Annotated in this window: 16 protein-coding genes; 9 read left to right on the top strand and 7 right to left on the bottom strand. The window is 47.8% G+C overall.

All coding sequences use genetic code 11. From position 1 onward, the window contains the following. Positions 1 to 329 precede the first annotated feature (329 nt). Positions 330 to 557 (top strand): YdbC family protein, encoded by a 228-nt coding sequence (locus tag LKE33_08745; protein MCH3951000.1) that lies wholly within the window; start codon positions 330 to 332, stop codon positions 555 to 557. A 101-nt stretch (positions 558 to 658) separates the two neighbouring features. Here the strand turns inward: LKE33_08745 and LKE33_08750 are convergent, their stop codons facing one another. From LKE33_08750 to LKE33_08770, 5 genes are read right to left on the bottom strand one after another with little or no spacing between them, the layout of a single operon-like run. Next, positions 659 to 1,774 carry an ABC transporter permease gene (locus LKE33_08750; GenBank protein MCH3951001.1) on the bottom strand — a complete coding sequence of 372 codons (1,116 nt, stop codon included), beginning with the start codon at positions 1,772 to 1,774 and terminating at the stop codon, positions 659 to 661. After that, entirely contained in the window at positions 1,771 to 2,880 is a 1,110-nt protein-coding gene (locus tag LKE33_08755; protein MCH3951002.1) for an ABC transporter permease, read from the bottom strand. Before LKE33_08755 ends, LKE33_08750 begins: the two co-directional genes overlap by 4 nt. Then, a complete protein-coding gene (locus tag LKE33_08760; protein MCH3951003.1) occupies positions 2,877 to 4,628 on the bottom strand; it encodes an ATP-binding cassette domain-containing protein in 1,752 nt (583 codons plus the stop codon). Before LKE33_08760 ends, LKE33_08755 begins: the two co-directional genes overlap by 4 nt. A gap of 12 nt (positions 4,629 to 4,640) precedes the next feature. Continuing rightward, positions 4,641 to 5,669, bottom strand: a complete 1,029-nt coding sequence (locus tag LKE33_08765; GenBank protein MCH3951004.1) for an efflux RND transporter periplasmic adaptor subunit — start codon at positions 5,667 to 5,669, stop codon at positions 4,641 to 4,643. Beyond that, positions 5,669 to 7,213 carry an efflux transporter outer membrane subunit gene (locus LKE33_08770; GenBank protein ID MCH3951005.1) on the bottom strand — a complete coding sequence of 515 codons (1,545 nt, stop codon included), beginning with the start codon at positions 7,211 to 7,213 and terminating at the stop codon, positions 5,669 to 5,671. Before LKE33_08770 ends, LKE33_08765 begins: the two co-directional genes overlap by 1 nt. Positions 7,214 to 7,482: 269 nt before the next feature. On the opposite strand from LKE33_08770, the gene LKE33_08775 reads away from it, so the two are divergent. From LKE33_08775 to LKE33_08795, 5 genes are all read left to right on the top strand, one after another. Next, on the top strand, positions 7,483 to 8,499 hold the full coding sequence (locus tag LKE33_08775) for a DUF362 domain-containing protein (GenBank protein ID MCH3951006.1): 1,017 nt from the start codon (positions 7,483 to 7,485) through the stop codon (positions 8,497 to 8,499). A 55-nt stretch (positions 8,500 to 8,554) separates the two neighbouring features. After that, positions 8,555 to 9,457 (top strand): permease, encoded by a 903-nt coding sequence (locus LKE33_08780; GenBank protein ID MCH3951007.1) that lies wholly within the window; start codon positions 8,555 to 8,557, stop codon positions 9,455 to 9,457. Positions 9,458 to 9,484: 27 nt separating this feature from the next. Continuing rightward, complete coding sequence (locus LKE33_08785) at positions 9,485 to 10,633, top strand: aldo/keto reductase (GenBank protein MCH3951008.1); 1,149 nt, start codon at positions 9,485 to 9,487, stop codon at positions 10,631 to 10,633. A gap of 81 nt (positions 10,634 to 10,714) precedes the next feature. After that, positions 10,715 to 11,416, top strand: coding sequence for a transposase (locus LKE33_08790; protein MCH3951009.1), 702 nt, complete (start codon positions 10,715 to 10,717; stop codon positions 11,414 to 11,416). Continuing rightward, the gene (locus LKE33_08795) at positions 11,413 to 12,333 is read left to right on the top strand and encodes an IS3 family transposase (GenBank protein ID MCH3951010.1); all 921 of its coding nucleotides are present in this window, start codon (positions 11,413 to 11,415) and stop codon (positions 12,331 to 12,333) included. Before LKE33_08790 ends, LKE33_08795 begins: the two co-directional genes overlap by 4 nt. A gap of 243 nt (positions 12,334 to 12,576) precedes the next feature. Here the strand turns inward: LKE33_08795 and LKE33_08800 are convergent, their stop codons facing one another. Together LKE33_08800 and LKE33_08805 are read right to left on the bottom strand one after the other, a co-directional pair. Then, entirely contained in the window at positions 12,577 to 13,323 is a 747-nt protein-coding gene (locus tag LKE33_08800; protein MCH3951011.1) for a gamma-glutamyl-gamma-aminobutyrate hydrolase family protein, read from the bottom strand. A gap of 24 nt (positions 13,324 to 13,347) precedes the next feature. Continuing rightward, positions 13,348 to 14,763 (bottom strand): amino acid carrier protein, encoded by a 1,416-nt coding sequence (locus LKE33_08805; protein ID MCH3951012.1) that lies wholly within the window; start codon positions 14,761 to 14,763, stop codon positions 13,348 to 13,350. A 230-nt stretch (positions 14,764 to 14,993) separates the two neighbouring features. Here LKE33_08805 and LKE33_08810 point away from each other — a divergent pair, with 230 nt between their 5' ends. From LKE33_08810 to LKE33_08820, 3 genes are all read left to right on the top strand, one after another. Further along, on the top strand, positions 14,994 to 16,244 hold the full coding sequence (locus LKE33_08810; GenBank protein ID MCH3951013.1) for a MerR family DNA-binding protein: 1,251 nt from the start codon (positions 14,994 to 14,996) through the stop codon (positions 16,242 to 16,244). 269 nt (positions 16,245 to 16,513) lie between these two features. Then, positions 16,514 to 18,163 (top strand): acetolactate synthase large subunit, encoded by a 1,650-nt coding sequence (locus tag LKE33_08815; GenBank protein ID MCH3951014.1) that lies wholly within the window; start codon positions 16,514 to 16,516, stop codon positions 18,161 to 18,163. Between the two features lie 217 nt (positions 18,164 to 18,380). Further along, positions 18,381 to 19,256, top strand: coding sequence for a LysR family transcriptional regulator (locus LKE33_08820; protein ID MCH3951015.1), 876 nt, complete (start codon positions 18,381 to 18,383; stop codon positions 19,254 to 19,256). The last annotated feature ends 123 nt before the right edge of the window (positions 19,257 to 19,379 follow it).

A 19,379-nucleotide genomic window follows, 5' to 3' on the forward strand; every position in this document is an offset into this window, starting at 1 on the left:
TGTTAATGCATTTGATTTAAATAAAATGTTATATAAAACTTGAAATTTAGCAGTTAACCTAAATTTCAAGTTTTATTTTATAGGTTCATAGAAAAATGCCTTGGTCATTTTTCTTCCACGGGCGGGATGCGGACGGCGGGCTGCAGAAAGCGACAAGGGGCTGTGAAAAAATGAAATCATTTTTTCATAACCTGTTTTTAGTAATGCCGCCGCAGGCGGCCACAGCGTCACAGCTTTCTTTTGCGCGACAGCGCCAGAGCTTTATTTTTTCTTTCCCTCTTTCCCGTGAATCCGCTATAATAGAATCACTAACCAATAGGAGTGATATCATGGCAAAAGATGATTTTTCTTACGAAATCGTAGAACATATCGGTACCCTTTCGGAAAGTCCGAAGGGATGGGCGAAGGAATTAAATGTAGTTTCCTGGAATCATGGGAAACCGAAGTATGATCTGCGTGACTGGGCGCCTGACCACAGCAAAATGGGGAAGGGCGTGACCCTTTCTGCCGAAGAAATGGCGAAGCTGAAAGAACTCGTAATGAATGTAAAAGGATAAATCAGGAATCTAAAAGTGTCATACCAGAAATTAAACAGGAGTTATAAAGGATTGTATGATGTACTTTCCTTCATAACTCCTGTTTTTGTTTTATTAGGTTTTTAGAGATTTGCTCTAAATAAATAACCGGCCGTAGTTAATGCAATGATGGCAATTAGCGTCAGCGGTATCAAGTTCAGAGCCAGACTGCTGAGCGGCAGTCCTTCCAGGTAAATGCGGCGGATGAGTTCCAGACCGAAACGGAGCGGATCCGCGTAGGTCAGATACTGCAGGAATGCCGGCATATTGGAAATCGGCGTGATAATGCCGGAAAGCAGTGCCATCGGGACCATAATGACAATAACGTAAACCAATACCTGCTGCATATTTTTGGAAACGGAGGATACACAGAGGCCGAGTCCGGTGGAACTGAGGACATAAAAGGCAATTGCTACGTAAAAATCCACGAAGGAACCAGCAAAAGGTACCTTGAACCAGAAGAGACTGATGAGCAGCAAAATCGTGCACTGAATCAATCCGACAATAATAGGCGGAATTGCTTTACCAAGCAGGATCAGCGGTTCAGATATGGGCGCGACAAGAATCTGTTCAAATGTGCCTTCTTCGCGTTCGCGCGCGACGGAAAGACCAGCCAGCAGGAAAACCTGCGAAAAACTTAAGAGGCCGATGATGCCGGGCAGGAAGAACCAGCGGGTAATCTGGTTCGGGTTGAACCAGGTGCGGATCTGTAATTCAACAGGACTTTTGTGTCCTGTCCTTGCCTCGTTAAAGCGGCTGATAATCTGTCCCATGTCGCTTGCGGCCTGTCCCGCAATAACCGTATTGCGGCCGTCCGTAATCACCTGAACCGGAGCAGTCTGGCCGCTGGAAAGGCGTTTTGCAAAATCCTGAGGGATAGTGATGGCCATAATGACATCGCCGTTGTCAATGTGTTTTTCGACCTGGTTGGCATTCTGGAGGGTCATTTTGCGCTTGAAGAACTGCGTGCCATCGATGGCTGCCAGAAGGTCTGCCGATTCTTTGCTGTGACTAAGGTCGACGACGGCATAAGGGGCGTCTTCGAGGTTGTAGTTAGCTGCATAACCAAAGAGGAAACCCAGGATGATGCAGGGAATGACCACGATGAGCCGTGTAGCCTTGTCCTGCCAGATAGCAAGAATTTCCTTGCGGCACATAACGAGGAACTGCTGCAGATAAAGCTTTGCACCTTCCATCATTCCACCTTCTTTCGTGTCATGCCAAAAGCGGCACCGACAAAGAATACTGCATAAAGGCACAGCAGGCCGCCTTGTTTCAAGAGGATGCTCCAGTTCGTTCCAGAAAGGAAGAGAGAACGGATACACGTCAGGTAATGACTGAACGGCAGTACGGCCCCGACAATCTGGACGCCGATAGGCGTGGAACGCAGATCAAAGATGAATCCTGAGAGTACAAAGCAAGGCAGGAAACTAATCAGAATGGATGTCTGGCAGGCCAGAAACTGATTCTTCGTGATGGCTGAAATGACAAGGCCGACGCCCAGGGCAACCATCAGGTAGAGCATTGAAATGATGATAACCATGGCAAGCGACCCGACGAGAGGTACTTCAAAGAGGAAACGGGAAAGTACCAGACAGATAAAGACACCGATCATGGCAACACAGAAATACGGGACGATTTTGGCAAGAACCAGTTCCATCGGCCGTACCGGTGTGACAAAAAGCGATTCGAAAGTACCGCGTTCCCACTCACGCGCCATGACGATGGCAGTCAGCATGATGCCGACAATCGTCACAATCAGCATAATAAGGCCGGGAAGGAAAAACCACGTACTGGAATTGGCATCGTTATACCACATGCGGGATTCTATGGCGACGCGGGCTCCTCCCGCCATGCCGGGCTGGTGCATGAGCCACGAGGAAATACTGCTTTCAATGTAGCCTTTCGTAGTCATGGCCGTAGCCGTTTCAACGCCGTCGAGGGCAACAAATACTTTGGCATCTCCCTGGGCAAGCTTCGATGTAAAATCAGGCGGTATATCAATGATGACGCTGGCATCCCGGTTCAGAAATATCTTTTCGGCGTCTTTCAGGCTTGTCACGTAAGTCGGTGAGAAATAAGCCGACCCGTTCAGGAAACTCACCATATCCTGTGCTTTAGGAGAGGTATCTTCCAGTACGACTACGGTGGGAATGTTCTTGATATCGAGAGAAATCCCATATCCGATGATCAGGATTAGGGCAATAGGCAGTACGATACCGAGCAGCAGCGAACTTGAGTCCCGGGAAAGCTGGAGGAATTCTTTGGTAATGAGCGCTTTCATGCGTCTGATGAAATCATTCATTTGTTTTCCTCTCCTTTCTCACGTGCCTGCACGACGATATTCATGAAGATATCATCCATATCGGCACCTTCCATGTGGAGGTTATGCCGAATTTCGGCAGGGCTGCCGATAGCGAGCAGATGACCGTTATCCTGAATCATGAAACGGTCGCAGTATTCTGCTTCTTCCATGAAGTGAGTCGTAATGATAATCGTCGTGCCACGGGCTGCGAGCGTCGTGATGCGCCGCCAGAAATTGCGCCGCGTCAGCGGGTCGATACCGGATGTCGGTTCATCCAGGAAAAGAATCTTTGGCTGGTGCAGCAGTGCGCAGGCCATGGCAAGGCGCTGTTTATAGCCGCCCGGAAGGTCGCCTGCTTTCATGTCGAGGCGGTCCGACAGATAAAATTCATCGACAACGGCTTTGATTCTTTCCTTTCGCTGCTTAGGCGGCAGGCCATAAATACCACCGAAAAATTCCAGGTTGGCCATAACGCTCATATTCTTGTAGAGCGAAAATTTCTGTGCCACATAGCCTACGTTGGCGCGGGCTTGTGTACGGGCAACACGGAGGTTTACTCCGGCTACCGAAAGAAAGCCGCTTGTGGCAGGCAGAAGACCGCACAGCATCTTGAATGTCGTCGTCTTGCCGGCGCCGTTTGGGCCTAACAGTCCAAAAATTTCACCTTTGTGGACTTCAAAAGACGTATTGGCTACGGCCGTAAAATCCCCGAATTTGCGGACCAGATTTTTGACAATAATGTTGACTTCATTACCGGGACGGCCGCCTTTATCGAGGAGGTCTTCTTCTTCCTGCGGTATGGGAAGACTTTCTGTTTCTGCCTTGTGCAGCAGCACCATGAAACCATCTTCCAATGTAGAAGCCACCGGTTTTGCCTTGATGCCATGTTTTTCAAGATAGGGCACAGAGGTTACGTTTTCTTTCAGGATATAATGCACTTCCCCTCCGCGCGGGACTGCGTCTACGATGTGTTCGGTGTCGTCTATGAGATGGGCCTGCAAAATGCGTGTCGGCACGCCTTCCGGAGGGGGAAAGCTGAAGCAGCGTCCCGCGGCAATCTGACATAGATCGTCAGGCGTACCATCGGCGAGGATTTCACCTTTGTTCAATACGTAGACGTGACTGCAGAGGGCTGCTTCATTCATGTATGCTGTGCTGACCAGCACGGAGAGATTTTCCTCCTTGACGAACTGCTGCACGATTTCCCAGAGTTCCTTGCGGGAAAAAGGGTCTACGCCGACCGTTGGTTCATCGAGGAGCAGCAGCTCCGGGGAACGCACGAGGGTGCAGGCAAGTCCCAGTTTTTGCTTCATGCCGCCAGACAGATTGCCGGCGAGGCGCCCTGTGAAGCGTTCAAGCCCCATCATGGTGAGAAGCTTATTATAGCGCGCCGGACGCGTTTCTTCGGGGACGCCGTGCAGGTCGGCATAGAGGTTCATATTTTCCATGACCGTCAAGTCTTCATAGAGACCAAATTTCTGCGGCATATAGGAGATGCGCGTCTGGATTTCTTCGGCACCGCTGACACTGTCAAGTCCCAGCACTGTGAGTTTGCCTTTTGTAGGATTCATCAGTCCCGCAACAAGACGCATAAAGGTGGTCTTACCGGCACCATCCGGACCGATGATGGCCGTGAGTACTCCTTTTTTAACGGTCAGATCCAGGGATTTCAGCGCTTCTACCGTTTTTCCTTTTTTGATTGTAAAGGTTTTATTCAGTTGTTCGGCGCGGATTATGGTATCATCCATGAACCTCACCCTTTATAAAGATACTTTGACCGTTGCAGGCATACCCATGCGGAGCAGATTGTCCGGGTCATCTACATAGACGCGGACTTCATAGAGCAGGGCAGGACGCAGGTCACTCGTTTCTACATTTTTCGGTGTGAATTCGGCCGTTGAGGAAATATAGCCGACCTGACCGGAAATCGCTTTATTGGGATAGCTGTCGATATAGACGCTGGCTTCGCTGCCTTCATGCAGTTTGCCCAAATCTGTTTCCTTCACATAAACGCGTACCCACTTTTTCGTATTGAGGGAAATACGGAATACCGGCTTTTGCGGAGAAGCCATATCACCGGGTTCAAGGAGGCGGGAACGGATCACGCCGTCGCTCGGAGCAATCAGCTCGGATTGGCTGAGGGTATAATTTTCCTGATTGAGTTCGTTCTTGAGGCTTTCCAGTTTGGCTTCACCGGCTGCTACATCTTCGGCACGAGGACCAGCAATAGCAAGGTTATTCGCTTCCTCTGCTTCTTTAGCCCTGGCCACGGCAACATCCAGTTTAGACCGGGCGTCATCCAGGGCTTCACGGCTGACAGATTTGCCATTAGATGAGCTGTAGGCATTGGCCTTGCGGTCATATTCCCGCTGCAGGAAATCCCGTTCTGCCGTGGCTGCGTTGTACTTTGCGGCAGCCTGGGCCAGGTCTTCCTGACGTGTTCCGTTATGGAGTTTATCTACGGCAGCTTGCTGTGCCGCAATTTCCGATTCGGTAATTTTGATCTTATATTTCAAATCCTGCGTGTCGAGGCGAGCCAGCACCTGTCCTTTTTTAATCGTGTCGCCTTCTTCGACGAGAATTTCATCGATACGGTCACTGTTTTTGAAGGCAAGTGATACTTCGCGGAGATCTACGTTGCCGTTCAGTGTCAGCGTTTTGGCGGCAATGCGGGCCTGATGAGCCTTATAGAGAGCGGATATACAAAAGATAATGAGAAGGGCAATAACCCCTATGGCTATCCCGGTCAATACTTTACTTCCTTTAATCTTTGCTATCAGTGCTTTCATTATTTCTGACTTCCTTTCTTTGAGGCTGCTGCGGCTTCCTGAGCTTCCTGCGCTTCAAGCGGTTTCCATCCGCCGCCAAGGGCCTTAAAGAGAGAAACCATGGAAGTCAGTTCTTTTCCTTTTGAAACCGTATAGTTCTGGTCAAGTTCCAGATAAGAGCGTTCGGCATCGAGCACATCCATATAGTCGGAAATGCCGTTGGCAAAGCGGTTCTGGGCAAGTCCATAAGCATCACGAGCTGCATTGCGGCCCTGTTCCAGGGTCTCGCGGCGAATGTGATCCTGTGTGATTGCTGTCATAGAAGAACGGACTTCGCCGGCTGCCTGAAGGACGGTCTTTTCATAGTTTGCCTGCATTTCTTTTTCCTTTTCTTTCTGCACGCGGACATTCTTTCTCAGCGCACCACCATGGAAGAGTGGGAAAGAGACCTGCGGCAGGATGGCAAAGCCCTGGCTGCCGGAAGAGAAGAGACCGCCGGTCAAAGTAGCAAAGCCCAAAAGACCAAGAATCGAAAATTTAGGTTTTAATTCTGCTTTGGCCGCGCTGGTCCGGGCAATCTGTGCGGCCCAGGCTCTTTCAGCCGCGTGGACGTCAGGGCGCTGACGCAGCACTTCGGCGGGAATCGCGTTATAAAGGCGTGCATCGATATCGGGAAGGGGCTGCCTGGTGAGCAGTTTGTCATTGAGGGCCCCGGGCACGGTTCCCGTAAGGACAGAAATCCGGTTCAGTGTATCGGCAATGGCTTTTTTGAGCTCCGGTACGCGGGCTTCGCTGCTGCGGAGCATGTACGTGGCCTGGTCGGTCGGAAGTGCTGAAACGAGACCTGCGTCGTGATTTACCTGAAGCAGGTCCAGATTTTCTTTTTGATTTTTAATGTGAGCTTCCGTCACGGCGAGTTCTTCCTGCAGCGTACGCAGCGTGATGTAATTCATAGCCACTTCGGCAGAAAGACTGACCCAGGTACCATAGAGCTGAGCATTGCGTGCCTGCAGGGTATCGGAAGCAGCGCGAATCTTGGCACGCGTTTTGCCGAATACATCAATTTCCCAGGATGCGTCAATACCCGCATAAGAACCTTCATCGGTATTTTCGATGCCGAGCGGGTATGATTTAAGCCCATCAGGGGTCAATCCATCTACGACATTATCCGGCACCTCACCACGCATCCAGCCACCGTTTACGTTGATCCAGGGCAGGCGTGCTGCCTTGGCAATGCCGACTTGTTCCCGTGCCTGGTTCAGGCGGGAACGGGCTGCTGTAATGTCTTTGCTGTTTGTGAGTGCGAGGTTAATTAATTCGTCGAGCGTATCGTCGTGAAATACTTTCCACCACTCGGAAAGTACTTCCGGAGTCATGACGCCGTCCGTACTTTCTGTTGCGTAAGGATTAGCGTATTCCTGTGCCAGCTCCGTCCAGGAAGTGCTGCGCAGATCCCGGCTTTCTGCCGGCTTTGCTTCTTCCGCCTGTAAAATGGGCGAAAGTGCGCAAAAAGCAGCCGTAATAAGGGCAATCCTCATGGCTGCTTCGTTATTCCATCGTTTCATTATTTCCACCCCCGTATAAGGTGATTTAATCATAGAATTAATTATAGTATACCAAAAGTATAGACTACCAAGTCAGGTAAATCAAGGAGAGAGAGCAAAGCAGTGACCGGAAGTACGAAAATTTCCATACCGGCGAAGTGATACTTCTTCTTTTCTATGCCTGTAAAGCATAGTTATCAGTGCATAATAAGCATTAGCGAATATTAATTTTTTTTAGCTATGATAAGAGTAGGAATTTATATATGGTTACTAACGGAGGTGACTCTATTATGAAACGTTTTGTTTCTTTCCTGGCATGTGCGGCTGTACTTTTAACACTAACGGGGTGCGGCGGTGGATCTGCCGGTGTAAAAGAACCTGCCCAGAATAAGGCTACGGCATCTGCTGCGGCTGCTGACAGTAAACTGGCCCATCAGGTAGACAAGGGTACAAAAGCACCTGTAGTCTACATGACAAAGAGTATTACCCCGGAAGGCCTGAAGCAAGTTTATGATGCGCTCAAATGGACGCCGACGGGTAAGCTGGCGGTAAAACTTTCAACCGGCGAACCGCCTAACAGCAACTATCTGCGTCCTGCTTTGATCGGAGACCTCGTAAAGTCCGTAAATGGTACGATTGTGGAATGCAACACAGCTTACGGCGGGTCCCGCCGCGAAACGAAGATGCACTATCAGGTCGCCAAGGACCACGGATTTACAGATATTGCTCCGTTCCAAATCCTTGATGAAAAAGGCTCCATCGCGCTTCCTGTCGAAGGCGGCAAACACCTGAAAGAGGACTATGTCGGTGCTGCTTTTAAGGACTATGATTCCTATCTGGTATTATCTCACTTTAAAGGCCATGCAATGGCTGGTTTTGGCGGCGCCATCAAAAATATTTCCATCGGACTCGGCTCCAGTAAAGGTAAACTCTGGATCCATAGCGGCGGTAAGAGCTTGGAAAATTTCGGCGGTGAGCAGGATGCATTCCTCGAATCCATGGCCGAAGCCGGTAAGGCAGTTGCCAATTCTCTTGGTGACCGCATTGTTTATGTCAGCGTCATGAATCGTCTTTCTGTGGATTGTGACTGCGACGGCAATCCGGCAGAACCGGATATGCATGATATCGGAATTCTAGCTTCCACAGACCCCGTGGCGCTGGACCAGGCCTGCATCGATCTCGTCTACGCGGCTCCCGACAGCAAGTCCCTGAGGGAACGCATTGAATCCCGCAACGGACTGCATACGCTGGAATATGCGGCACAAATTGGTCTTGGCAGTCGGAATTATGTACTGGAAACCATCTGAGGTGGTCATCCGTCACTGCTTTGTTTATTCTTAAATGAAGGAGAGGGGATAACACATGTTTGCGATTCTACAACGTGAGTTTATCTACCTCTCCTATTATTTTGAGATTCAGTTTCATCAGCTTTTTGAGTACTGGATTCTCGGTATCCTCATTGGATCCGTCATATCCGTCTTTTTCAAGACAAAAATTCATAATCTTATGCTTCGGATGGGACAGACCCGTTTAGGCATTCTGGGTGTAATCCCGGCAAGCCTTATCGGGATTGCCTCTCCGCTGTGTATGTACGGAACTCTTCCTATTGCCGCTACCTTTTCGCGGGGCGGCATGAAAGATTCCTGGCTGGCAGCTTTTATGATGAGTTCGATTCTGCTCAATCCGCAGCTCATTATTTACAGTACGGCTCTGGGCGGCACTGTACTGGCTATCCGGCTTGTGACCTGTTTCCTCTGCGGTGTCGGGGCGGGACTTTTGACTGCATTCTTTTACAAGGGGGATGGCTTTTTTGATTTTTCCGCCTTTGGGGATCCGGAAAATCATGACACGGATCCTAACCCTTTGCTCAGGCTTCTGAAAAATATCGGCCGCAATATCAAGGCGACCGGCCCTTGGTTTTTGCTGGGTATTTTTCTTTCTGCCTGCTTTGAACGCTATGTGCCGATGGACCGATTCATCCGGCTCTTTGGTTCGCAGAAGGGATTCGGTATTTTGATGGCTGCTACCATCGGTGTACCGCTCTATGCCTGCGGCGGGGCAACGATTCCTCTTTTGCAGCAGTGGATTGCCGGCGGAATGGGACTCGGTAATGCAGCTGCTTTTATGATTACGGGACCCTCTACTAAGATTACTAATCTGGGAGCCCTGAAAGTCATTTTTGGCACCAAACATTTTTTGTTCTATTTACTCTATGTCATTTTGTTCTCTCTTGCATGCGGAATTTTAATCAACGCTCTATTTTAAATACTAAATAGGAAAGGAAGTTTATCAATGCACTACAGACCTCTTGGCAAAACGGGCCTTACCGTCAGCGAAATCGGTATGGGCTGCGAAGGCTTTTTCGAAGATAATAATGCTATGGCAAAGCAGCTTTTTGATGAGGCGGAAAAAGATGGGGTGAACTACTTCGACCTCTATTCTCCTGACCCTGACATGCGCCGTGCTGTCGGAAAAGCACTGAAGGGAAGAAGGGACAAATTTATCATCCAGGGGCACCTTTGCTCTGTGTGGAAGAACGGCCAGTACCTGCGTACGCGAAACCTCAAGGAAGTCAAGGCCGCGTTTGAGGATATGCTGAAGATTCTTGGCGTATCGTATGTGGATATCGGTATGATCCATTACTGTGATTCTATGAGAGATTGGGAAACCATCAATGATAATGGAATCCTTGACTATGCAATTGCACTTAAAAAGGCCGGGAAAATCAAACATATAGGGATGTCTTCCCATAATCCTGTCGTCGCGCTGAAAGCAGTGGAGACAGGAATCATTGAAGTTTTGATGTTCAGTGTCAATCCTTGTTATGACCTGCAGCCCGCAGGGGAAGATGTGGAGCAGCTGTGGGCGGACGAAGCGTATGCCAAGCCCTTGCTCAATATGGATCCGGATCGTCAGAAACTGTATGAAGTCTGTGCGGAACGCGGAGTAGGTATTACGGTCATGAAGGCCTTTGGCGGCGGAGATTTGCTGGATGCTTCTTTGTCTCCTGCCAAAGCTGCGCTTACGCCGGCACAATGCATCGGGTATGCTTTGAGTCGTCCGGCTGTTGCTACAATCTGCTGCGGCGCTCATTCTGTGGAGCAGCTGCGCCAGTGCGTCGCCTATGAAGCATTGCCGGAAAAAGAAAAGGACTTTGCCGAAGCTCTGGCTTCCTTCCCGAGTATCAGCTGGAAAGGTCACTGCATGTACTGCAATCATTGTCTGCCTTGTCCGAAGCAGATCAATATTGCCGATGTGACGAAATTTTATAATCTTACCGTGGCAGAAGGTACTATCCCCGAGACGGTGCGGGAACATTATAAAGTGCTGGAGCATCATGCCGGTGAATGTATCCGCTGTGGTGTCTGCGAAACGCGCTGTCCTTTTGATGTCAATATCCGGGAGAATATGGAAAAAGCGAAGGAGACCTTCGGGTATTAAGAGTAAAAGGCAGATAGCAGATTGATATGCTCCCCTTAAGACGGAGAAAAAAATTATGTCAATGTTTTAAGGAGGCATGTCATGGTAAAGAGCAATAATAAATTCATCTCTCCTGAGATTAAACTTAACGCTGTCAAAGATATCCTTGAACACAGATCCAACACCTACCAAGTGGCTAAAAAGCTTGGTATCCGGCGGCAGAACGTTTCTGTTTGGGTAATGAATTACAAGAACGAGGGTGCAGAAGCCTTTTCCCCGAAAAAGGGAAAGAAAACCTATCCCCTTTCCCTTATGGAAAATGCCGTTAAGGATTATCTGAATGGTAAAGGCAGCTACATTCAAATCTGTAAGAAATACAAGATCCGTTCCCCCAGGGTTCTTGCAGACTGGGTTAAGCATTATAATATTCATGGAGAATTAGATTCTTACGCTTATCAAGAGAGATGTGATAAATCCATGAAAGGTAAGGCAAGTACCCTTGAAGAACGCTGCAAAATCGTCAAGGAATGTCTGGAATCCAACCGTGATTACCGTTCTGTAGCCGAAAAATACGGTTATTCCTATCGTCAGGTCTACAACTGGGTTAAACGCTACGAAAAGGACGGGAATTCAGGACTGGCCAACCATCAGGGTAGACCCAAGAAGAAGCCGATGGATCCTTCCCACAAGGAAACAAAAGATGAGGAACTGGTGCGCCTGAGACAAAAAGTCAAGGATCTCGAATTGGAGATTTTGCTTCTAAAAAAACTGGACGAGTTGACGAAAAGGAATCGCTTTCGTTGACTCGTAATCGTAAGCAGTATGAAGCGATTCAAGAGGTTTGCGAGGAAAATGGGGCTTCCGTGCAAAAGTGTTGTGCTATCCTGCACGTTTCCCCCTCTGCCTACTATAGCTGGCGCAAGACGCCCCTTAGCCTGAATGAGCTCATAAACAAGGGGATCTGCTGCCATATTCTCAGGCTTCATATTAAATATCCTGAAGCGGGATACCGCATGATGGCTGATAAATTAAGGGAAGAATGCAACATCGATATCTCTGATAAACGGTGTTACCGTCTTTTTCGTAAGCTGCATATTCATTCCCAGATTAAATGGAGACCAAAAGGCTGCACCCATAGCCGTGTAGGCAAGAACAGTCCACGCAAAGCAGAGAACGTACTGAACAGGAAATTCCATGCAGACATGCCTGACCAGAAGTGGGTGACAGATGTATCCGAATTCCGGCTTAACATTCCAGGCCCTGTCAGTGGAACTTATATTGTTAAACATCTCTATTTAAGCGCGATTTTAGATCTATATGACCATAGAATTGTATCCTATGCGATGAGTGACCGTAATGATACACCTCTTGTTATGGAGACTTTCAGGAAAGCCTTCAAACAGAATCCCAATGCACATCCATTGGTCCATACAGACCAGGGTTTTCAATATACAAGCAATGAATATCTGGAAATGGCAGAACAGTACAACTTAACAAGAAGTATGTCCAGAACCGGCAGATGCCTTGATAATGCCCCAATGGAAGGGTTCTGGGGAATGTTAAAGCGGGAAAGAATCTATATGCATACATACTACAGTATCGAAGAACTGGAGTGGGATATCCGGGATTACATTCTATATTACAATACAAAGAGAACTCAACGTAAACTGATGAGAATGTCCCCGATGGCGTTCCACAATTTCTATGCCAGTGCTGTTTAAGAATATGTAAGAAATGATACATTTTTAAGCAGGATTTTGAAATGTTTTAGTCTCCGCTTGACGGGGAGCACACCAGATAGCAGTTAGCAGATAGCCGATAGGAAAAGAGCGCATTCAGCTTTTGGCATTTAGCCAGATGTGCACGGGCTTCAGAAAGCGTGCAAAAGGGACTGTGAAATAATTCACACGCATTATTTCACAGTCCCTTTTTATTGCAGCTTTTCCTTTTGAGGGGCCTTTTGGTTATCCTTTTTTGCAGGCCTTAACGAAGGTCTCGAATAGTTTCGGCTGTTCCGGCGCGTCAAACATCATTTCGGGATGCCACTGGACGCCGACAATGAAGGGCGCACCACCCTTGATTTCGATTCCTTCTACAGCGCCGTCTTCAGCTTGTGCTGTGATGGTCACATTTTTACCGGGTTCATGGATGCCCTGGTGGTGGAAACTGTTAGTCCGCACAGCATCGCCGAAAATTTTGTGGAGAAGGGAACCTTCAGCAAAACGGGTCTCATGGGCCCGGTAATTCTTGGAAGCTACATCCCCCATATAGCAGTGAATTAAGTGGGCTTCCTTACCCAGATCCTGGTAAACGGTTCCTCCCATGGCCACATTCATGACCTGGATGCCGCGGCAGATTCCCAGCATAGGCAGTTTGTGCTCATAACCGTAGTGAAAAATCGTGAGGTCGTAGTCGTCCCGTTCAGGCACTACTCTGCCGCAGTAGGGCATAGGACGCGCACCGAAACGATTGGGGTCGATATCGTGGCCTCCGCTGATCAGGATTCCATCGACTTTTTCCAAAATGGCCGTCAGGTTTTCTTTGTCTCTGCAGTAGGGAATAAGGAAGGGAATGCCGCCAGCCTTTTCAACAGCGTAAATATAATCGCAGGCAAGAAATTCCCAATCCTGGCCGGGAAGGCCCAGCCCGGGGACTCCGATAACGGTGTCGCGGGGATCGTAATTTACGGTAATTCCAATAATGGGTTTCATTTTATTTCCTCCATTCTTCAGAATTCACTTTGCGGAAACTTTTTCCTGTCGGAAGGCACGTTCCATGGCTTCCCATTTCGGCCACTTCTGGTGTTCCCATTTTAACGGGTCTGCAAAATATTCTTTAGTCACCTTTACAACCTGGTTGTGGCAGAGGAGCACGCAGACCATATTGATGATTGTCATAAGGGCGGTTCCGAAATCTACGTAATTGATCATGGTTTCGATACCTACCATGCCGCCTACAAATGTCATGAACAGCAGCACCCAGCGTCCGTAAGTCCTTCCCTTTTCTCCAATCATTTTGACCAGGGATACGCAGGAAAACTCAATCTGGGCGCAGGCTGTCGTGAAGGTGAAGAGCAGCAGGGCAATGGATACAATCCAGGACCCGACTTTTCCTATTGTCGAGGAAAAAGCGACTGCTGTCATTGTGGCGGAAGTAACGCCGGGAACTGTCCAGGTATCGGTGCAAAGGATAGCAAAACAAGTAAGGTTGCAGACCACCAGGGTATCAAAGAAGGCCTCAAATACGCCCCACATGCCCTGTTGAACGGGATGGTTTACTGAAGCAACGGTGTGAACCATCGTGGTATAACCGGTACCGGCATCATTGGAATAGACACCGCGGCATATGCCCCATCTGATGCAGGCTGCAAGCGTTGCACCGGCAAATCCTCCTACGGCTGCCCGTCCTGTAAAGGCGTAGCGGAAAATAGAGAAGAAGGCACGAGGAAGATTTTCAATATTGAGGAGAATGACGACGAGGGCACCGCCTACATAGAGCACACTCATGAATGGAACAACCTTTTCACTGACTGCCAGAAGATTCTTCATCCCGCCGACTACTACGGCGATGCAAAGAAGCGTAAGGATGGCAGCAGAGACGGTACGGTCGGCGCCTAAAGCTACGAGATTGTCCACGCCGGACCCAATCTGAGCGGATGCGGCGAGGAACAGAGCAAAGAGGCAGAGTACGGTATAAAGCTGGCCCGTCCACTTCCAGCCGGTGGCACTGCCCAGATAGTACTGAGGTCCGCCGACCCAATTTCCTCTTTTATCGAGTTCGCGATGAAGCATGGCCGTTGTGACTTCCGTATATTTAACGGCACAAGCGGCAAGACCGGCAATCCAAAGCCAGAATACGCCGCCCGGTCCGCCGAAAGCGATAGCCATGGCCGTTCCTACGATATTTCCGGCCCCCAGCGTGGAGGCAAGAGCACCGCTGGCGGCCTGCCAGGCACTGAATTTTCCATCCGCTTCCGGATCTTTACGAAAAGATTTCCCAATCGTATTCTTTAAGATAAAAGGCAATTTTTTGTAGGGAATCAAGTCCAGCCGCACGGCGAGGAAAAAGCCACCGCCTACGAGCAGAATCAGCATGGGAATGCCCCAACCCCAGTTTGTAAAGGCAAGTATTGCATCTAAAAACGCTTTCATGGATGACCCTCCTTTTTTGTGATTCGTTCATCAGGCTGTCGACACCCTTTTTTCTGCTTACATAGTAGGAGATGAGTCAGACTTGATGTCAATGGCAGAATCTTAAAAAATCAGCAAAAAGGTGGAGTAGGCTCCATCTTTTTCTCTTATCCTATTCACAAGCGGGAAAAAGACGGGTAGAATAAAGTTATATGAAGGGCGGATAAAAAAGAACCGGAGGAGTTTTTATCATGAAAATAGGCGCTTTTTCCCGGTCCGTCGGCGTGAGTATTGACACGATTCGCTATTATGTCTCCCAGGGACTTCTGGTGCCCGACGTCAGTGGTGCCCAGATGTCCTTTGGGGAACGTGAACAAAGGGATATGAAAATCATCCTCAGGATGAAACGTTTATATTTTTCTCTGCATGAAATCCACGAATATCTTGATATTCTGCGGATGAGCAATATGGTGGAGGCAGAGAGTATCGTCGACATCAAAAAGATTCTTTCCCGCAAGCTGGACGAACTGGATGGAAAAATTGACGGGCTGCAGTCTGCCAAGGCTGAAATTGCCGAACTGATGGGGCAAGTGGTCCTGCCGTCAGATAAGGGAACGAGAACAGGTGTACCGCTTTCTGCGCTGTCGCTTCTTGCTTGTCCGAAGTGCGGCGGTTCATTTGCGCTGACGGATGCTTCCCTGGATCAGCGTTATATCTACCAGGGACGGCTGCGCTGCACCTGCGGCTGTGAGATGCTGATTGAAGATGGTATCGTCAAGACAGGAAACACATATAAGGGAGCCTATGATCATCCCGATTTGCAGCGCCGGATCTACCATGACATCAACGAGAATCTTGCGACGAACCTGCAAAAATGTTCCGATTATATTGTCTCGGGCATGAAAGGAAGGGCTGTTAAAGGTCAGGTCGTGCTCGAAGGTCATATCAACGGGTACTTTTTCCTTTATACTAACTTCAAGTCCCTTGACACTGGCTGCCAGTATGTCTTGATAGATAAATATCCGGAGATGCTCGCCATGTACAAGTCAAATATCGAACAACTCCATCTGAACCTTGATATTCTCTATATTGCTGATGCCAGCAATAAGCCACCCCTCAGGAAACACTGCGTCGATCTCCTGATTAGTTTTACAGGTGACAATGAGCACAGCCTCTATTTCCGCTCGCCCTACATTGCAGATATGGAACCTTATTTGAGTCCTGATGCCCATGTGCTGGGTGCCACGCTGGAATATGAACCCAATGCCCTCAGTCTGAAAAGGCTTCGCCAAAGCTATCCCGAAGGAACCGGAGACGGCTACTGCCGTGGAATGACTCGCAAAGCTTACGAGCGTCTGGGATTTCGCTGGGAGGAACAGCCCATCGGGGATATGAAAGTGATCCGCAAGGAGTTCGCCTATCGGAATCATGTAGATGGGGAAAAAATGCAAATTAACTGTTTCCATGCATGCAGGGCGCCCGCTTTTTTGAAAAAGAAATGATTAGGCTTTATCGTTATGCTCTATACTGAGAATTTCCATTAAAAATTAATAAGGCTGTGAAGTGGTGATTGCTCACTGCTTCGCAGCCTTATTTTTTGTTTGCTGTCAGAAGGGCAGGCACGATCTCTGATGATCAAAGTATCTCTTTTTTGAAATATGCACCCCGTGATATTCCAATTTGGATATACGATATTCCGAAGATGAATTTTTAAATATGAGGAAGGGTCACTATACTAGTAAGTACACCAACAGGTTCAGGAGGGATTTTAATGCAGACATCTGGACAGTTACTCGTAAAATGTTTGGAAAACGAAGGCGTTAAATATGTGTTTGGCATCCCGGGGGAAGAAAACCTGGAATTTGTCGAAGCACTTGCAAAATCGGATAAAATTAAGCTTGTTGTGGTGAGACACGAACAAGGGGCTGCATTTATGGCAGAAATCTATGGACGACTCACCGGTCACGCCGGTGTGTGCATGGCAACACTCGGCCCCGGCGCGACGAATCTCGTTACCGGTGTTGCTGATGCACATTTGGATGGAGCTCCTGTTGTAGCGATTACGGGACAGGTAAACTCATCCTTGATGCATCTGACTAGTCATCAGTATATTGATCTTGAAAAAATCTTTGAATCCATCACGTGGAAAACCAAAATGGTTATTCAACCGGATACCATCAATGAAATCTGCAGACTTTCTTTCAAATATGCAGAAGGTGCCGTTGGCCGCAGGGGAGCTACGCATATTGACCTGCCGGTAGATGTGGCGAAGATGGAAGTCAGCGACAGTGAAAAACCGCTGAAAAGAGAGGAATTCCGCAAAGAAGATCCTCGCGAAGAAGATGTAGTAAAGGCAGCCAATTTAATCAATCAGGCTAAGAGGCCTTTGATTCTTATCGGTAATGATGCAAATTATTACCGTAATAAAAGCATTGTATCTGAATTCGTGAATACATTAAAAATTCCGGCGGTCAGCACGATGATGGCCAAAGGGGTTGTTCCATGCGACTCTCCTTACTCCATGATGACAATCGGTATTCCAGACAGAGACTACGTGAACCTGCTTTTTGATGAGGCCGATATCGTGATTGCCATCGGATATGATATTACGGAAGTGAATCCGAAAAAATGGAACCCAAAGAGAAATCACAAGATTGTGCATATCAATAAGTGGACCGCAGATGTCAACAAGTACTACCAGTGTGATGTGCAGGTAAGAGGCAACAGCTGGAATACTCTCCAGGAGATTTTAAAATATACTCAGCCGAAGGAAGAACCGGAGTGGGCGTTTAAAATTAAACAGGAGTATATGAATTCTATCGAGAGCGCCTGCAGGGATGACGCATTTCCGATGAAACCGCAGAGGATTCTTACTGATATCCGGAAAGCCCTCGACGGAAGAAATGATATTTTGATTTCTGATGTCGGTGCCCATAAAATTTGGATTGGCAGGCAATACGAATGCTATGAGCCGAATACCTGTCTCATTTCTAATGGGTTTGCCAGCATGGGAATCGGTGTTCCCGGTGCCGTAGCTGCGAAACTGGTTTATCCGGAAAGACGGGTTCTCACTGTGACCGGCGACGGCGGTTTCATGATGAACTCGCAGGAGCTGGAGACAGCAGTGCGGCTGAAGCAGAATTTTGTGGTAATTATTTTTGAAGACTGCCACTATGGACTGATCCGGTGGAAAGAGGATGCCCAGTACGGGGAGGAAGCCGGTGTCAGTTTCTCTAATCCGGATTTTGTCAAACTGGCAGAAGCCATGCATTGTAAAGGTGTCAGAATTAATAATGCCGGTGAATTGATTCCGGCGATTCAAAAAGGATTTACGGAGAATGTGCCGGTCATCATTGATGTGCCTGTAGATTATTCCGAGAATATGCGGCTTACTGAATCCCTGAAAAATCTGCCTAAATGAGAAAATGTGAGTAATTCCTGAGCAGTTAGACGTTGATGTCGTCCCGGGCAGTAAGGTATGGAGTTGCCGTCGGGGAAACAAAATTTATAAAAATAAAACAGGAGTTGGGAAGAAGTTTGTGTAAAATTTCTTTACAGCTCCTGTTTTGTTTTGCAGGGAAACATATTTGATGAAGATGATATAATAGTAGAAAAATGCTGATCATACGGAGCGAGATATGAGAGATTCAGACTGGAAAATTTTAGATGAACTGTATAAAACAAAAAATATTACCAGGGCAGCAAATCGTCTTTTTATGACTCAGCCGTCTCTGACAAAGCGTCTGAAGCAGATGGAAGAGGAATTTCAGGTAACAATTGTGGAGAGAACCTCGAAAGGAGTTGCTTTTACACCGGAAGGAGAACTGCTGGCGTCTAAAGCGAGGGAATACTTGAATTTTATGGCTGGCCTGCGCCGCGACTTGAGTACCATGACAGGCAGTGAAAAGACAATCATAATGCTCGGGGCCTCCTACACCTTCAGCAGAAATGAACTGCCTGAGATTATCATGAATTACACACAGAAGGAGCCGAATGTAAAATTTGATCTGCACATAGAACAAAGTAATCTGCTCTTTAGAAAAGTATGTGATGGGGAACTTGATGCAGCTTTCATTCGTGGTGATTATGAAGGAGATGCGGAAAAGAAATTGGTTGGACAATATCGTGCCTATCTGATTACGAAGAACTTCGTTACCTTGGATGAACTGCCGGCCATGCATCGGATTGATTATCAGACAAATGATAAGACTATTGAAATTTTAAAGAACTGGTGGAAAGAGCAATTCGGCACTGACGTCTCTGAAGAGACGAATATTGGCTACAGTGATGTCGCATTGAAGATTATTGGGCGCAGTACCGACTATTTCACTCTCGTTTTTCTGCCGGATAATTACCGCCTTCCTTACGAATTGACTGTCATGCCTCTTGTGCATAAGGACGGTACTCCGGTATTACGAAATAGTTGGTTTGTATATCGTAAACGAAAGAATAAGCTGCCTGCTCTTCGAAGGTTTATTAAATATATCGACACAACTATTGCTGTGAAGATGTGATGTATCTTTAGCAAAAAGCTGGAGCTGTGGAAAATGAAAATTCGTTTTTCACAGCTTTTTCTTTTAAGTGTTCATGGTATTCTATGTTATAATTTTATATAGTAAATCTTAAGAAAAATTCTG

The organism is Acidaminococcus sp., from assembly GCA_022482815.1.
Classification (GTDB): domain Bacteria; phylum Bacillota; class Negativicutes; order Acidaminococcales; family Acidaminococcaceae; genus Acidaminococcus.

What these genes read in the sequence shown, in the direction of transcription:
- LKE33_08745 (MCH3951000.1), top strand. Translation starts at nt 330, where the DNA reads ATGGCAAAAGATGATTTTTCTTACGAAATCGTAGAACATATCGGTACC.
- LKE33_08750 (MCH3951001.1), bottom strand. Translation starts at nt 1,774, where the DNA reads ATGATGGAAGGTGCAAAGCTTTATCTGCAGCAGTTCCTCGTTATGTGC.
- LKE33_08755 (MCH3951002.1), bottom strand. Translation starts at nt 2,880, where the DNA reads ATGAATGATTTCATCAGACGCATGAAAGCGCTCATTACCAAAGAATTC.
- LKE33_08760 (MCH3951003.1), bottom strand. Translation starts at nt 4,628, where the DNA reads ATGGATGATACCATAATCCGCGCCGAACAACTGAATAAAACCTTTACA.
- LKE33_08765 (MCH3951004.1), bottom strand. Translation starts at nt 5,669, where the DNA reads ATGAAAGCACTGATAGCAAAGATTAAAGGAAGTAAAGTATTGACCGGG.
- LKE33_08770 (MCH3951005.1), bottom strand. Translation starts at nt 7,213, where the DNA reads ATGAAACGATGGAATAACGAAGCAGCCATGAGGATTGCCCTTATTACG.
- LKE33_08775 (MCH3951006.1), top strand. Translation starts at nt 7,483, where the DNA reads ATGAAACGTTTTGTTTCTTTCCTGGCATGTGCGGCTGTACTTTTAACA.
- LKE33_08780 (MCH3951007.1), top strand. Translation starts at nt 8,555, where the DNA reads ATGTTTGCGATTCTACAACGTGAGTTTATCTACCTCTCCTATTATTTT.
- LKE33_08785 (MCH3951008.1), top strand. Translation starts at nt 9,485, where the DNA reads ATGCACTACAGACCTCTTGGCAAAACGGGCCTTACCGTCAGCGAAATC.
- LKE33_08790 (MCH3951009.1), top strand. Translation starts at nt 10,715, where the DNA reads ATGGTAAAGAGCAATAATAAATTCATCTCTCCTGAGATTAAACTTAAC.
- LKE33_08800 (MCH3951011.1), bottom strand. Translation starts at nt 13,323, where the DNA reads ATGAAACCCATTATTGGAATTACCGTAAATTACGATCCCCGCGACACC.
- LKE33_08805 (MCH3951012.1), bottom strand. Translation starts at nt 14,763, where the DNA reads ATGAAAGCGTTTTTAGATGCAATACTTGCCTTTACAAACTGGGGTTGG.
- LKE33_08810 (MCH3951013.1), top strand. Translation starts at nt 14,994, where the DNA reads ATGAAAATAGGCGCTTTTTCCCGGTCCGTCGGCGTGAGTATTGACACG.
- LKE33_08815 (MCH3951014.1), top strand. Translation starts at nt 16,514, where the DNA reads ATGCAGACATCTGGACAGTTACTCGTAAAATGTTTGGAAAACGAAGGC.
- LKE33_08820 (MCH3951015.1), top strand. Translation starts at nt 18,381, where the DNA reads ATGAGAGATTCAGACTGGAAAATTTTAGATGAACTGTATAAAACAAAA.